Origin of the sequence: Alloactinosynnema sp. L-07 (assembly GCF_900070365.1) — a bacterium.
Lineage (GTDB): Bacteria > Actinomycetota > Actinomycetes > Mycobacteriales > Pseudonocardiaceae > Actinokineospora.
This window is the reverse complement of sequence record NZ_LN850107.1, coordinates 4,300,071-4,313,940: the sequence shown is the minus strand read 5'-3', so window position 1 is coordinate 4,313,940 and position 13,870 is coordinate 4,300,071. Positions and strand designations below refer to the sequence as shown.

Sequence of the window (13,870 nt, the reverse complement as noted above, 5' to 3'; positions counted from 1 at the left end):
GGGGTCGCCGTGTTACGCGCATGCCTCCACGGCGCCCGCGCGAACCGGTAGCCGCCCGAAGACAAGCCAAGTTAGTCAGGTACGTTACGTCCTGATCGTGACGATTCCCCCGGCGGAGTGAACGCCGGCCGGGAGAACCGGAAGGAGCCCACAGGTGGGCAGGCTGCTGGCCGAGGGTGACACGTTTGCACCCCCGGGTGTTAAGGACTTTTTCCTTCCGCCGATTTTCGGCGGGGTCACGAAGCCGATGGTGTTGATGGTCCTGTCCATCCTCATCGTCTCCGCGTTCTTCCTCATTACGTCGCGGAACATGAAGATCATCCCGAGCAAGTGGCAGTTCGCCGCCGAGTCGGTCTACGACTTCGGCCGCAACAGCATCGCTCGCGAGCAGATCGGCTCGAAGGAGTTCAAGCCGTTCGTTCCGCTGATCCTCACCCTGTTCACCTTTGTCTTGGTGAACAACCTGTACGGGATCATTCCGTTCGTCCAGTTCCCCACGATGGCGAAGATCGGCTTCCCGATCGCGCTGGCCGTGCTGGTCGTCTACCCGGTCTACCACTTCGTCGGCTTCAAGAAGCACGGCTTCGTGGGCTACCTCAAGCACGCCACCGTCCCGCCGGGCGCGCCGCTCGCCATCTACTTCCTGCTGACTCCCATCGAGTTCCTGCAGAAGTTCGTCCTCAACCCGATCACGCTGGCGGTCCGAGTTTTCGCCGCGATGTTCGCCGGACACCTCATTCTGCTGGTGTTCACCCTTGGTGGTGAGTACCTGCTCCTGCACGCCCCGGGACCGCTCAAGCCGGTCTCGTTGGTCTCCTGGGCCTTCGCCATCGCGATGACCTTCCTGGAGGCCTTCATCCAGGTGCTGCAGGCGTACATCTTCGCGCTGCTCTCGGCCAACTACATCGGCCAGGCGCTCGCCGAAGACCACTGATCCACCAAGACAACACCAAGTAACAGCAAAGCCCCCGATCCGCGGGCACCCGCGGACCGAGTTGGAAAGGGATACACAAGTGAGCGCAATGGTTCTCGCTCAGGACGCCGCCAACATCAACGCGGGTCTCGCCGCGATCGGCTACGGCCTCGGCGCGATCGGCCCCGGCATCGGCGTCGGTCTGATCTGGGCCGCTGTCATCAACGGCACCGCTCGTCAGCCGGAGGCCCAGAGCAAGCTCATGGGCATCGCGTGGACGACCTTCGTGCTGGTCGAGGTGCTCGCCCTGATCGGCCTGGTCGTGTACTTCATCGCGTCCGGCGCCTGATCCTAGAGCCCTTCTTCGTTAGGGAGACGTCGTGGTCAACGCACTGTTGAACCTTGCCGAGGACAAGCCGAGCGCTGTGCTGCCGCACCCGGCCGAGATCATCCTCGGTCTGGTCGCGTTCCTGCTGCTGCTGTTCGTCATCTCGAAGTTCGTCGCGCCTCGGTTCGAGAAGCTCTACTCCGAGCGCACCGCCAAGATCGAAGGCGGCATCGAGAAGGCGGAGAAGGCCCAGGCCGAGGCCGAGGCCGCGCTGCAGCAGTACAAGGCGCAACTCGCGGAGGCCAGGGCCGAGTCGGCCCGCATCCGGGACGACGCCCGCGCCGAGGCCGAGCAGATCAAGGAAGAGCTGCGGGTCCAGGCCCAGGAAGAGTCCGCGCGGATCATCGCGCAGGGTCAGGCCAGCCTTGAGGCCTCGCGCGCGCAGATCGTCGCGGAGCTTCGGGCCGACCTCGGACGCCACGCCGTCGAGCTGGCCAGCCGGGTCGTCGGCGAGTCCCTGGAGGACGACGCGCGGCGCCGTGGCACCGTCGACCGTTTCCTCGAGGAACTCGACGCCGTTTCCGCGCCCGCGAAGAACTAGGGGACGTCCGACATGACATTCCAAGCCGCGAGTCGTGAGGCTCTCGCCGCCGTCGAGCTCAAGTTGCTCGACGTTATCGAGAGCACCGCTGCCGCTGCGGCCGGTCCGCTCGGCGAGGAGCTGTTCGCGGTCGCCGGGCTGCTGGACCGGGAGATCGGCCTGCGGCGCACGCTGGCCGACTCCTCGACCGACTCGGCCGCCCGTGAGCAGCTCGTCCGGAACCTGCTGGGCGACAAGGTCGGCGACGACACGCTGCAGGTCACCGCGGCGGCGGTCAGTGCCAGGTGGTCGAGCCCGCGCGAGCTGGTCGACGGCATCGAGGCGCTGGCCACGACCGCGCTGCTGGTGCGGGCCGAGCGCGACGGCCGCCTCGACACCGTCGAGGACGAGCTGTTCCGCCTGGGCCGCATCATCGCCGACCAGAACGAGCTGGAGCAGGTGCTGTCCGACCGGACCGCGCCAGCCGAAGGCAAGCTCAGCCTGATCAACGGGCTGATCGACGCCAAGGTCGACCCGACCACCGCGACCCTGGTCGCGAACCTGGTCGGCCAGCCGCGTGGCCGCGGCATCGTCAACGGCCTTGAGCACCTCGCGAGCGAGGCGGCCAAGCGCCGCGAGCGCTCCGTGGCGCACGTGGTCTCCGCCGGTCCGCTCTCGGCCGCGCAGCAGGAACGCCTCGCCGCGTCCTTGCAGCGCATCTACGGCCGCCAGATCGGCCTGCACATCGAGGTCGACGAGTCACTCGGCGGCGGTCTCGTCGTCAAGGTCGGCGACGAAGTCATCGACGGCAGCACCGCTGGCAGGCTTGACGCGCTCCGGCGCCGGTTCGCCAGCTAATCCCCTAGAACTTTCCAGAAGAAACGAGAGCAGGAACGACATGGCGGAGCTGACGATCTCGTCGGACGAGATCCGCAGTGCGATCGAAAACTACGTCTCCAGCTACTCCCCGGACGTCAACCGGGAAGAGGTCGGAACGGTTTCCGACACCGGCGACGGCATCGCCCACATTGAGGGCCTGCCCTCGGCTATGGCCAACGAGCTGCTGGAATTCCCCGGCGGCGTGCTCGGTGTCGCGCTGAACCTGGATGCCCGTGAGATCGGTGCGGCCATCCTGGGTGACTACGACAAGATCGAGGAGGGCCAGGAGGTCAAGCGCACCGGCCGCGTCCTCTCGGTCCCCGTCGGCGACGGCTTCCTCGGCCGGGTCATCGACCCGCTGGGCAACCCGATCGACGGTCTCGGCGACATCGTGGCCGACGACAACCGCGCGCTGGAACTGCAGGCCGCGACCGTCGTCGAGCGTCAGCCGGTCGGCGAGCCCATGCAGACCGGTCTGAAGGCCATCGACTCGATGACCCCGATCGGCCGCGGCCAGCGTCAGCTGATCATCGGCGACCGCAAGACCGGTAAGACCACGGTCTGCGTCGACACGATCATCAACCAGAAGAAGGCCTGGGCGACCGGCGACCCGAAGCAGCAGGTCCGCTGCATCTACGTCGCCATCGGCCAGAAGGGCTCCACCATCGCGGGCGTCAAGACCGCGCTGGAGGAGGCGGGCGCGCTGGAGTACACCACCATCGTGGCGGCCCCCGCGTCCGACTCGGCGGGCTTCAAGTGGCTGGCCCCGTACACCGGCTCGGCCATCGGCCAGCACTGGATGTACCAGGGCAAGCACGTCCTGATCGTGTTCGACGACCTGACCAAGCAGGCCGAGGCGTACCGCGCCATCTCGCTGCTGCTGCGCCGCCCGCCGGGCCGTGAGGCCTACCCGGGCGACGTCTTCTACTTGCACTCCCGCCTGCTGGAGCGTTGTGCCAAGCTGCACGACGACCTCGGCGGCGGTTCGATGACCGCGCTGCCGATCATCGAGACCAAGGCCAACGACGTCTCGGCCTACATCCCGACCAACGTCATCTCCATCACCGACGGCCAGTGCTTCCTCGAGTCGGACCTGTTCAACTCGGGTCAGCGCCCCGCGGTCAACGTCGGTACTTCCGTCTCCCGAGTCGGTGGCGCCGCGCAGACCAAGGCGATGAAGAAGATCTCCGGCACCTTGCGTCTCGAGCTGGCCCAGTACCGTGAGCTGGAGGCGTTCGCCGCCTTCGCCTCCGACCTGGACGCCACCTCGAAGGCCCAGCTCGAGCGCGGCACCCGGATGATGGAGCTGCTCAAGCAGGGCGCGTACTCGCCGATGGCTGTCGAAGAGCAGGTCGTGTCGATCTACGTCGGCACCAAGGGCTTCCTGGACACCATCCCGGTCGCCGACGTGCGCCGCTTCGAGTCCGAGCTGCTGGAGAACCTGCGTCACCGTCACGCGGGCATCCTCGACGAGATCCGGGTCAGCAAGACCCTCTCGGACGACAACGAGGAGCGCCTGCAGGCCGCCGTCAAGGAGTTCTCCGCGAACTTCGGCGCCTCCGAGGCCCAGTCGGGCGTCGGGCACGAGGCCGAGGCGGACGCGCTGGACGCCAGCGAGGTGGGCCAGGAGACGGTGAAGGTCAACAAGCCCGACCCGAAGAAGTAAGCCATGGCGCAACTTCGGGAGATCCGTCAGCGGATCAAGTCGGCTCAGTCCTTCAAGAAGATCTTCAAGGCACAGGAGCTCATCGCCACCTCGCGCATCAGCAAGGCGCAGGCCAGGGTGGCGCAGTCCAAGCCGTACTCGGACGAGATCACCCGGGTGCTCACGGCGCTGGCCACCGGCGCGGCGAATCTCGACTCGCCGCTGCTGGTGGAGCGTCCGCGCACGCGTCGGGCCGCGGTCCTGCTGGTCACCAGCGACCGCGGTCTGTGCGGCGGCTACAACTCCAACGCCATCAAGAAGGCCGAGGAACTGCAGGCGCTGCTGCGCGAGCAGGGCAAGACCCCGGTGCTCTACGTGATCGGGCGCAAGGGGCTGAACTTCTACAAGTTCCGCCAGCGCCCCGTCGCGGCGAGCTGGTCGGGCTTCTCCGAGAAGCCCGCCTACTTCAACGCCGCGGCCGCCGGTCAGACCCTGATCGACTCCTTCCTTGAGGGAATCGACGACGGTCAGACCGACGGCGGCAAGGATGGCGTCGTCGGTGTCGACGAACTGCACATCGTGTTCACCGAGTTCCAGTCGATGCTCTCGCAGAAGCCGGTCGCCAAGCGGATCGCCCCGCTGGAGATCGAGTACAACGAGAACCCGCCGCTGGGCTCGGCCTACGAGTTCGAGCCGAACGCGGAGACGCTGCTCGGCAACTTGCTGCCGAAGTACATCAACACCCGGATCTACGCGGCACTGCTCGAGTCGGCGGCCTCCGAGTCCGCCGCTCGACGCACGGCGATGAAGTCGGCGACCGACAACGCCGACGAACTGGTCAAGAGCTACACCCGTGTGGCCAACCAGGTTCGCCAGGCGCAGATCACCCAGGAGATCAGCGAGATCGTCGGTGGCGTGGAAGCGCTCGCCTCTGCCGCAGGAAGTGATGACTAATGACCGCCATTCAGGAACCTCAGACCGCCACCGGTCGCGTCGTCCGGGTGATCGGCCCCGTCGTTGACGTGGAGTTCCCGCGCGACTCGGTGCCGGAGCTCTTCAACGCGCTCAAGGTGGACGTCGCCCTTGAGTCGATGAAGAAGACCATCACCCTCGAGGTCGCCCAGCACCTCGGCGACAACCTGGTGCGCTGCATCTCGATGGCGCCGCAGGACGGCCTCGTGCGTGGCACCCCCGTGCTCGACACCGGCTCGGCCATCTCGGTGCCGGTCGGCGACGCGGTCAAGGGCCACGTGTTCAACGCCCTCGGCGACTGCCTGGACAAGCCGGGTCACGCCGCCGACGCCGAGCGCTGGACCATCCACCGCAAGCCCCCGGCGTTCGACCAGCTCGAGGGCAAGACCAAGATGCTGGAGACCGGCGTCAAGGTCCTCGACCTGCTCACCCCGTACGTCGAGGGTGGCAAGATCGGCCTGTTCGGTGGTGCCGGTGTCGGCAAGACGGTGCTCATCCAGGAGATGATCACCCGTATCGCCCGCAACTTCGGTGGCACCTCGGTGTTCGCCGGTGTCGGCGAGCGCACCCGTGAGGGCACCGACCTCTTCCTGGAAATGGACGAGATGGGTGTCCTCCCGGACACCGCGCTCGTCTTCGGCCAGATGGACGAGCCCCCGGGCACCCGTATGCGCGTGGCCCTGTCGGCCCTGACCATGGCGGAGTACTTCCGCGATGTGCAGAAGCAGGACGTGCTGCTGTTCATCGACAACATCTTCCGGTTCACCCAGGCCGGTTCCGAGGTCTCGACCCTGCTCGGTCGCATGCCTTCGGCCGTGGGTTACCAGCCGACGCTGGCCGACGAGATGGGTGAGCTCCAGGAGCGCATCACCTCGACCCGTGGCCGGTCGATCACCTCGCTGCAGGCGATCTACGTGCCCGCGGACGACTACACCGACCCGGCCCCGGCGACCACCTTCGCCCACCTGGACGCGACGACGGAGCTTTCCCGTCCGATCTCCCAGAAGGGCATCTACCCGGCGGTCGACCCGCTGACCTCGTCCTCCCGAATCCTCGACCCGTCGATCGTCGGCGCCGAGCACTACCGGGTGGCGCAGGAGGTCAAGCGGATCCTGCAGAAGTACAAGGAACTGCAGGACATCATCGCGATCCTCGGTATGGACGAACTGTCCGAAGAGGACAAGGTGACGGTCAACCGCGCGCGTCGCATCGAGCGCTTCCTGTCGCAGAACTTCTTCGTCGCGGAGAAGTTCACCGGTGAGGTGGGCTCGTTCGTCAAGCTGGCGGACACCATCGAGGCCTTCGACAAGGTCGCGAAGGGCGAGTACGACCACGTTCCGGAGCAGGCCTTCCTTTCCATTGGTGGGCTGGACGACCTGGAGCGCAAGTACTTCGAGCTGACCGGCAAGAAGTCCTAGTTCTCAGGTAGTGCGATTGGGGCGGTGTCCATTGCGGACACCGCCCCTTTCGCTGTCAACTCGCTTTGATCTCAAGGGCGACCCGTCTGTTGCTCCATGGTCAGTGGCCGCCTTCCACGACTCTAGGTGAAACCTCAGCAGATAGGATACCTCACTGCTACAGTGAGGTATCCTTTTTAGTGAGGTATTGGTGGTGATGGCACGTGGATGGCGCAACCGCACTGCGAGCGGTGCTGCCCCTCGGAGTCGAGGTCGTTCTCGCAGGTAGTGAGGGGCGGGACGAGAACCTCGTGATCGCGGGCACCGCAGTGCGTGTCCGGCACTTGGATCGGGGCTGGCCGCGCGAGGTTCGAGATGCGCTCGCGATCGCGCCTAGGCCTGATGTTCTGGTCGCGCGTGACATGTCTCAAGGTGGTCGGGCCGTCGCGTCCGCCGCTGGGGTCGGCTGGATCGACGGATCAGGGGCCGCCGAGTTCGCAGTCGGTACAGTTGTTGTGTCCCGCACGGGAGATCGGCCAAGGGTGCCTGTTACGGGACCCGGCTGGACCTCGGCCACAAACGCGGTGGTCGAAGCTTTGTTGACGGGCACTCAGGCGACGGTTTCGGAGGTACGCGGCCGGACGGCCTTGTCCGAGGGCGCTGTGTCCAAGGCATTGGGTGTGCTCACGAAGCAGGGTCTGCTTGAAGCGGACGCGGCGCGTGGTCGCAACTCGGCCCGGCGCGTTGCCGACTTCGATCGACTCCTGGACGCATACGCCGACCACGTGGCAGGCCAGCGGCCGAGTATTCAGGTGCAGACCGGCGTGGTCTGGCGGGATCCGGTCACCGACGCCGCACTTCTGGGCGCCGCGTGGACAGCCGCAGGGACAAGGTGGGCGGCGACAGGCGCGCTTGCGGCAGCGGTGTTCGCGCCGATGCAGACGCAGGTGGCCCCGTTGGAGATCTATGTCGAGGGGCGAACCATCGTCGAGTTGATCGCGGCGGGGGACAAGGCAGGGCTGGTACCTGTGCCGGGAGGGCGACTGCGATTACGGCCCTTCCCGAGTGCGGGCACTGCCGAGCTATCCGCCCCGGTCGATATCGGGTTGGTATGTGTGCCATGGCCTCGGGCCTACGCCGACTTGCGCATCGCAGGAGTCCGAGGGGAGGACGCTGCCGAACACCTACGTGAGGAGATGACTCGTGGTTGAAGAACAGCGCTCACGCGCGGCACGAGCGGCCGCTGAGCTGCGCTGCGGCAAGCGAACTTCCGGCCAGACAATGAACGGGTCTGGCGGTGGGAATCTCGCGTATTCGGAGTGCGTGCGGTCGTGAAGCTCGAGCTTCTGGCTGATCTTGCCGACACTCATGCCGGAGCCACGGTGAAGTTTGATGGCTGTGATGCCTTGGGCGCTGCGAACCTGCGCGGGACGCGATTCGCCGCTCGGAACCGAGTTGTTCGTGAACTAACCGCAGTCGAGGACGGTGAGGCTCGCGCTGTCCAGGTTTACATGGCAGGCCTCGCAGGTTTCCTGCTCGCGAAAGCTGCCGCCGCTCACAGTCGACGCAAGCCCAAAGACTGGTACGACCTGGCATTTGTCCTCTTGCACAATGACGAAGGCGGACCCGATCGCGCGGCTGAGTTGGTCACATTCCATTTCGCCGACGACCTGACAGGTGAAGTTCAGACCGCGTTGCAAGACCTCAGCGCCAACTTCGCGGTTCCGGAGGCACAAGGGCCCGAAGCATACGTCGAACAGCTGCTGCTGGACCATCCACACCTTGATGCCGAGGAATCCGCGGCCGACGCTGTCACTGCTGTTCGGCTGTTCTGCGCCAAGCTCGGTATCAACTAATGGCGGTGGCGAGGCGGTGTCCGTTGTGGACACCGCCCCTGTCGTGTCGTTCTACAGTTGGACGACCGTCGGCGGCTTTCCGTCGACCGTCACCTCGACCTCGGTCGTATCAGCCGGAAGCAGCGCAGCCTGGCCGGTGGTGGCAGCCACCCACGGCTCGCCTGGCCCGGCGCGATAGCGGAGAGTCGCGCCGTAGCGGGTGACCAGCCAGCCCTCGTTATCGGGCAGACGCATCTTGGCGAGCAGGGCGGGCGACGCTTCGATGAGGCCGCCGTACGTGACCGACAAAGCTCTGCTCCCGTCCGTCACGATGGCGCAGTAGCGACTGCCCTGGAAGTCGGACACATACTCCATGCCGAGGACCCAGCGGCCGTCGGGCAGGAAGGTGTTGACTCGGAATCCGGTGACGAAGGCGGCCGCTTGTGGATCGAGATACCCGGCATCGATCAGGACCTTCTCGAGGTCGATGGTCGCCGACATGTAGCCGCCGCGTTCCTTGAAAAACACATACGGCGTCAGCGACCAGTCCAATGTCCGCTCGGGGATCTGCTTGGTCTGCCGGTCGGCGCCTTCGGCGTACCTCGATGACGGGTACACCAACAGGCTCTCCCCCTTCGACACCTCGCGGCTGGTGCTGATCCGCACCGTGCGCGGGTCCGTGCCATTGGGCAGGCGCAGCAGGTTGGCGCCGTCCGCGGACTGGACGGGCAGCCACTCGCGCTTTCCCTTGCCGTCCGCGCCGACGGTCCAACCTGAGGCCTGCAGCGGGCCGGACGCCAGGGTGATCAGCATGACGTCCTGGGGGCCGAACAGGAACGTCGGCAGACCCTGGGCGAACAGCGGCGCCTCGTTCACCATCGTGGGCTCGTCCCCGGTGATCAGCCCGAACGCCGGACCACGGCGCGGCGGGGTGGTGCCCTCCGGCCAGTGTGCGACGTCGGTCGTCTCGCCTGCCTGGCCGACGACGGCGGCTCGGCCCGCCGGAGTCGTTCCCGCCCAGATGACCTTCGGCGACCCGGTGAGCTGGGTCCCCTCGCGCAGTGGGTTGGGCGAGACCTCCCGGCCGCGCTGCCAGGCCTGGAGCACCTTGGTGAGGTACTCCTGGTCACCGGCGAGGTCACCCTTGGTAGGGCCGTTGAGGATCGAGAAGTCGTAGACCTGCCCGGGCAGGCTGTTCGGCGTCGAGGTGAGCACGACCGCCGTCGTGCCGGTGACGCCGATCAGCGCGGCCATGCCGGTGGCGATGGCGATCCGGTGGCGGACTTGCCGCCGCTTGCCGCCGCGGATGACCTCCGTGGCGAAGCCGGGGCGGGGTTCGAGGGTGTCGGTGGCGGCGCGGAAGGCGCGGGTGAGGTCGTCGGGGTCCATCAGGCTCGCTCCTTCTCGCGAATCAGGGTGCGCAGCCGCTCCAGGCCGCGGGAGGTCTGGCTCTTGACCGTGCCGGTGGAGCAGCCCAGTGCGGCGGCGGTGTCGGCCTCGGACAGGTCGTCGAAGTAGCGCAGGACCAGCACGGCCCGCATCCGCGCGGGCAGGTCGCCCAGCGCGCGGGCCACCTGGTCGCGGTCGAGCACGCCCGACTCGTGGCCGTGCACACCCTGGTCCTCGGCGTGGTCCAGCGGGGCCTCCCGGACCCGGCGGGAGCGGGTGCGCCAGCGGTTGGCCGAAGCGTTGGCCAGCGCGGCGCGAACGTACGGTTCCAAGCCGCCGCGGATGCGCCGACGCTTGCCGTAGGCGCGCTCCAGGACGTCCTGGAGCAGGTCTTCTGCCGCTGCTCTGTCCCCTCCGCACAGCAGATAAGCCGTGCGAAGCAATGCAGGTGAGCGGTGGGCGACGAACTCAGTGAACTCGTCGTCGGGATCGCTCATCGATCACCCCCGGTAAGTTGCGTCTTTGTCACCCAGTCAGACACCGGCCTGGCTGGGGAGGTTGTCACCCGACCAACTAGACTGCGGCAGAACCGCGAGCATAAGGAGATACGCGTGGCTGAGATGTCCGTCCAGCTGGTCGCCGTGGAACGACGCCTGTGGTCGGGTACCGGCACGTTCGTCGTGGCGCAGACCACCGAGGGTGAGATCGGCATCATGCCTGGTCACGAGCCCGTGCTCGGTCAGCTCGTCGAGGGTGGCGTGGTCAAGGTGATCACCTCCGACGGCGACGCCGTGGTGGCCGCGGTACACGGCGGGTTCCTGTCGGTGACCGCCGACTCGGTCAGCATCCTCGCCGAGTCCGCCGAACTCGCCGGTGAGATCGACGTCACCGAGGCCCGGTCCGCACTCAACGCCGACGACGCCGACGAGCGGGCCAGAGCAGCCGCCCGCGTGCGCGCCGCCGAGCAGTCAGCCTGATGACGGCCTAGCGGCGGGGGAGCGGCCAGTGGACATCAGCAATGTGGTCGTGCTGATCCTGGCCGCCGTACTCGTCGTACTGATCCTGCTAGTCCTACGCCGCCTGCGCCTGTTGCGCGCAGGCGGCGTTCACGTCGCACTTCGCACCCGCATCGACGACACCGGCAAGGGCTGGCACCTCGGCATAGGCCGCTACCACGGCGACGAGTTCGCCTGGTTCCGGGCCCTGAGCCTGCGTTCAGGCCCCGACCGCGTCATCCAGCGCCACGGCCTGGAGATCGCCCACCGCCGCGAACCCGAACGCGGCGAGACCCCGAACATGCCCCTCGGCTCCCGCGTCCTGCGCTTCGAATACACCAACGACGCACCGGACCCCGGCGTCGAGGTAGCCATGGGCCCCGACGCACTCACCGGCTTCCTGTCCTGGATGGAGAGCGCGCCTCCCGGCCGTCGCCTCCCCTGGGCGTCCTGACGCACGTCCGCACCATCGGGTGAAGCTGAGCGATCACGCTTTGTCTGGGGCCCCTACGACGGCCCCTGTGGGGAAAAAGCGGTGGCGGATAAGGCACCCCACACGCCAGGCAGCTTAGGGGCCGCCGTCCCCCCAGACAAAGCGTGATCGCCCAGCTTCACCCGATGCTGCTCTGTGGGTGGATGCGGCATTGCTGAGAGTGGGTGAGCAGCCGTCAGCCGAGCCTGGCCGCCCGACCAAGCAGATAGGCCCGCTCCGGCGCACTCGCAGTCGCCGCAGCAGCCCGCTCATAGAACCTCTTGGCCGCCACCAGATCACCCGCCCGCTCCAGTAGGTGCGCGCGCACGGCTGCCACTCGATGATGATCAGCCAGCCGTGGATCTTCCAACGTATCCAACACAGCCAACCCGGCGAGCGGCCCATCGGTCTCACCCAACGCCACAGCCCGATTAAGCGTCACCACCGGACTGGGCGCGATCCGGTTCAGCACCCGATAAAGAGCGGCGATCTGCAGCCAATCAGTGTCCGAAGCACGCGCGGCCTCGTCATGCAGAGCGGCGATAGCGGCCTGCACCTGATAAGGCCCGACCGGATGCGCGGCCAGCGTCGAAGAGATCAACGCGGTCCCCTCAGCGATCCGGTCGCGATCCCAGAGGGAGCGGTCCTGCTCAGCCAGCGGCACCAGGTCGCCCCCATTGAGCCGAGCCGCACTGCGGGCGTCGGTCAGCAGCATCAGGGCGAGCAGACCCGCCACCTCACCCTCACCAGGCGCCTGCGAGTGCAGCAGCCGGGTCAGCCGAATCGCCTCGCCGGTGAGGTCGGCGCGGTGCAAGGTGGTGCCCGCACTAGCCGTATAGCCCTCGTTGAAGATCAGGTAGAGGACTTCGAGCACGGTCGTCAGCTCACCCAGCGCGCCGAAGGTCATGCCGAACTCGACCAGTCGCCGCTTGGCCCGGGTGATGCGCCGGGCCATGGTGTCCTCGGGGACGAGGAACGCGCGCGCGATCTCACGGGTCGACAGCCCGCCGACGGCACGCAGCGTGAGCGCGACCTGCGCGGTGCGCGGCAGGGACCGGTGGCAGCACAGGAACAGCAGCCGCAGCCCGTCATCGGTCTCGGCGACGACCGAGTCGGCCGCGGGTGCGGTCAGCTCGTCGGAGGGCACCCAGCCCACCGCCGCGGCCTCCTTGCCCCGCCGCGCCGCCTCCCGTCGCTGCCAGTCGATCAGCCGTCGCGACGCCACCCGGATCAGCCACCCGCGCGGACTGTCCGGAACCCCCTCGACCGGCCACTGTCGCGCGGCGGCGATCAGCGCCTCCTGCACGGCGTCCTCGGCGGCCCCGAAGTCGGCGCCGCCGCGCAGGACGGCCCCGAGGACCTGCGGCGCCAGTTGGCGCAGCAGGCCCTCGACGTCGGTACTCACATCTCCTGTCCGCCCATGTCCATGACCGCGCGAACCTCGACGGCGTTGAACCGGGCATCCGGAATCCGCGCGGCCAGCTCGACGGCGCGCTCCTGGCTGGCGCACTCGACGATGTAGTACCCCGCCAGGTGTTCCTTGGTCTCGGCGAACGGCCCGTCCACCACGTCGGCCTTGCCCGCGCGCACCCGCACGGTGTTGGACGTGGCCGGGTCGCCCAGCGGAGCGCCGTCGACCAGTTCGCCGGACTCGGCGATCTCCTGGGTGAACTTGCCGTATTCGGCCATGAGCCCGTCGCGCTCCGCCTCCGGCAGCGCCTCCCAGTTGGCGGGGTTCGCGTAGATCGACAGCAGGTACTTCATCTCAGCTCCTTGGTCGGTGGCTTACACGGAGACGTCGAAAGGCCGGACGTCATCCGGACACCTGCTTCTCCAAGTCGCGCAAATCCTTCCGAATGTTGCCGCGCACCATGGGCGCCATCAGCGGGCCCATGAACCGGTAGTAGCCGCTCGCGTCGCCCTGGATGCGGATGCTGGCCAGCGTCCCTTCCTGATGCGCGTCGAACCGGTAGGTGACGTGCATCGGAAACGGCCCGGCCACCGACCGCATGTCCAGCAGCGTCGGCGGCTCGTGGGCGTCGACCCGCAGCACATAGTCGATCCGCTTGCCCAGGAAGTGCGCGGTCCGCGTCACCTGGGCCCCGACCCCGAACCCGCCCGCGGGCGCCTCGGTGGTCAGGGCGGCTTGCTTGATGCCCTGCGTCCACTCGTGATCGTGCCGCCAGTCCATCGCGTACTCGGCCACCTTCGCGGGCGGCAGGTGGATGACCCGCTCGGCCTGCACATCCATCTGGGACTCCTCTCGTCACGGAGACGTCGAGTGGCGGCTGCCCTTGCGGACAAGCCTCGCCCCCTCGTCCCGGTTCGGCGAGTCAGCGCCGCAGGGGTGGATCCGCACAGTGGCGTGAGTGCCTGTCAGCTGGCCGTATGTCAGTCACGGCGCCCAGAGTCAGGCGGCAAGCGGTGCGGCAGGCGAACGCGGTGCGACGAATGCGAAAGCTGTG

General features: G+C 67.4%; 15 protein-coding genes. 10 read left to right on the top strand and 5 right to left on the bottom strand.

The genetic code is table 11. From position 1 onward, the window contains the following. Nucleotides 1-154: 154 nt before the first annotated feature. The 8 genes from atpB to BN1701_RS35690 all read left to right on the top strand — a co-directional run bounded on the left by atpB (nt 155) and on the right by BN1701_RS35690 (nt 8,570). Nucleotides 155-934 carry a F0F1 ATP synthase subunit A gene (atpB, locus tag BN1701_RS19385; RefSeq protein WP_054050862.1) on the top strand — a complete coding sequence of 260 codons (780 nt, stop codon included), beginning with the start codon at nt 155-157 and terminating at the stop codon, nt 932-934. Between the two features lie 79 nt (nt 935-1,013). Beyond that, a complete protein-coding gene (locus tag BN1701_RS19380) occupies nt 1,014-1,262 on the top strand; it encodes an ATP F0F1 synthase subunit C (protein WP_054050861.1) in 249 nt (82 codons plus the stop codon). A gap of 31 nt (nt 1,263-1,293) precedes the next feature. Next, on the top strand, nt 1,294-1,842 hold the full coding sequence (locus BN1701_RS19375) for a F0F1 ATP synthase subunit B (protein WP_369800573.1): 549 nt from the start codon (nt 1,294-1,296) through the stop codon (nt 1,840-1,842). Nucleotides 1,843-1,854: 12 nt separating this feature from the next. Then, nucleotides 1,855-2,679 carry a F0F1 ATP synthase subunit delta gene (locus BN1701_RS19370; protein ID WP_054050859.1) on the top strand — a complete coding sequence of 275 codons (825 nt, stop codon included), beginning with the start codon at nt 1,855-1,857 and terminating at the stop codon, nt 2,677-2,679. Nucleotides 2,680-2,719: 40 nt separating this feature from the next. Then, nucleotides 2,720-4,366, top strand: coding sequence for a F0F1 ATP synthase subunit alpha (gene atpA / locus BN1701_RS19365; protein WP_054050856.1), 1,647 nt, complete (start codon nt 2,720-2,722; stop codon nt 4,364-4,366). A 3-nt stretch (nt 4,367-4,369) separates the two neighbouring features. After that, nucleotides 4,370-5,299 (top strand): F0F1 ATP synthase subunit gamma, encoded by a 930-nt coding sequence (locus BN1701_RS19360; protein WP_054050854.1) that lies wholly within the window; start codon nt 4,370-4,372, stop codon nt 5,297-5,299. Next, nucleotides 5,299-6,735, top strand: coding sequence for a F0F1 ATP synthase subunit beta (atpD, locus tag BN1701_RS19355; RefSeq protein WP_054050853.1), 1,437 nt, complete (start codon nt 5,299-5,301; stop codon nt 6,733-6,735). Before BN1701_RS19360 ends, atpD begins: the two co-directional genes overlap by 1 nt. Nucleotides 6,736-8,045: 1,310 nt before the next feature. Next, nucleotides 8,046-8,570 carry a nucleotidyl transferase AbiEii/AbiGii toxin family protein gene (locus BN1701_RS35690; RefSeq protein WP_172803281.1) on the top strand — a complete coding sequence of 175 codons (525 nt, stop codon included), beginning with the start codon at nt 8,046-8,048 and terminating at the stop codon, nt 8,568-8,570. A 51-nt stretch (nt 8,571-8,621) separates the two neighbouring features. On the opposite strand, the gene BN1701_RS19340 is transcribed toward BN1701_RS35690, so the two are convergent. Then, on the bottom strand, nt 8,622-9,938 hold the full coding sequence (locus BN1701_RS19340) for a hypothetical protein (protein WP_054050845.1): 1,317 nt from the start codon (nt 9,936-9,938) through the stop codon (nt 8,622-8,624). Then, nucleotides 9,938-10,435: a SigE family RNA polymerase sigma factor gene (locus tag BN1701_RS19335; protein ID WP_054050843.1), complete on the bottom strand. Its 498-nt coding sequence runs from the start codon at nt 10,433-10,435 to the stop codon at nt 9,938-9,940. Before BN1701_RS19335 ends, BN1701_RS19340 begins: the two co-directional genes overlap by 1 nt. A gap of 114 nt (nt 10,436-10,549) precedes the next feature. Here BN1701_RS19335 and BN1701_RS19330 point away from each other — a divergent pair, with 114 nt between their 5' ends. Both BN1701_RS19330 and BN1701_RS19325 read left to right on the top strand, forming a co-directional pair. Beyond that, on the top strand, nt 10,550-10,915 hold the full coding sequence (locus BN1701_RS19330) for a F0F1 ATP synthase subunit epsilon (protein WP_054050841.1): 366 nt from the start codon (nt 10,550-10,552) through the stop codon (nt 10,913-10,915). A 28-nt stretch (nt 10,916-10,943) separates the two neighbouring features. Continuing rightward, entirely contained in the window at nt 10,944-11,387 is a 444-nt protein-coding gene (locus BN1701_RS19325) for a DUF2550 domain-containing protein (protein ID WP_054050838.1), read from the top strand. 214 nt (nt 11,388-11,601) lie between these two features. On the opposite strand, the gene BN1701_RS19320 is transcribed toward BN1701_RS19325, so the two are convergent. The 3 genes from BN1701_RS19320 to BN1701_RS19310 are packed head-to-tail and all read right to left on the bottom strand — an operon-like array spanning nt 11,602 to nt 13,656. Then, nucleotides 11,602-12,810: an RNA polymerase sigma factor gene (locus tag BN1701_RS19320; protein WP_054050836.1), complete on the bottom strand. Its 1,209-nt coding sequence runs from the start codon at nt 12,808-12,810 to the stop codon at nt 11,602-11,604. Next, on the bottom strand, nt 12,807-13,169 hold the full coding sequence (locus BN1701_RS19315; protein ID WP_054050835.1) for a YciI family protein: 363 nt from the start codon (nt 13,167-13,169) through the stop codon (nt 12,807-12,809). Before BN1701_RS19315 ends, BN1701_RS19320 begins: the two co-directional genes overlap by 4 nt. A gap of 49 nt (nt 13,170-13,218) precedes the next feature. Further along, a complete protein-coding gene (locus BN1701_RS19310; protein WP_054050833.1) occupies nt 13,219-13,656 on the bottom strand; it encodes an SRPBCC family protein in 438 nt (145 codons plus the stop codon). Between the last annotated feature and the right edge of the window lie 214 nt (nt 13,657-13,870).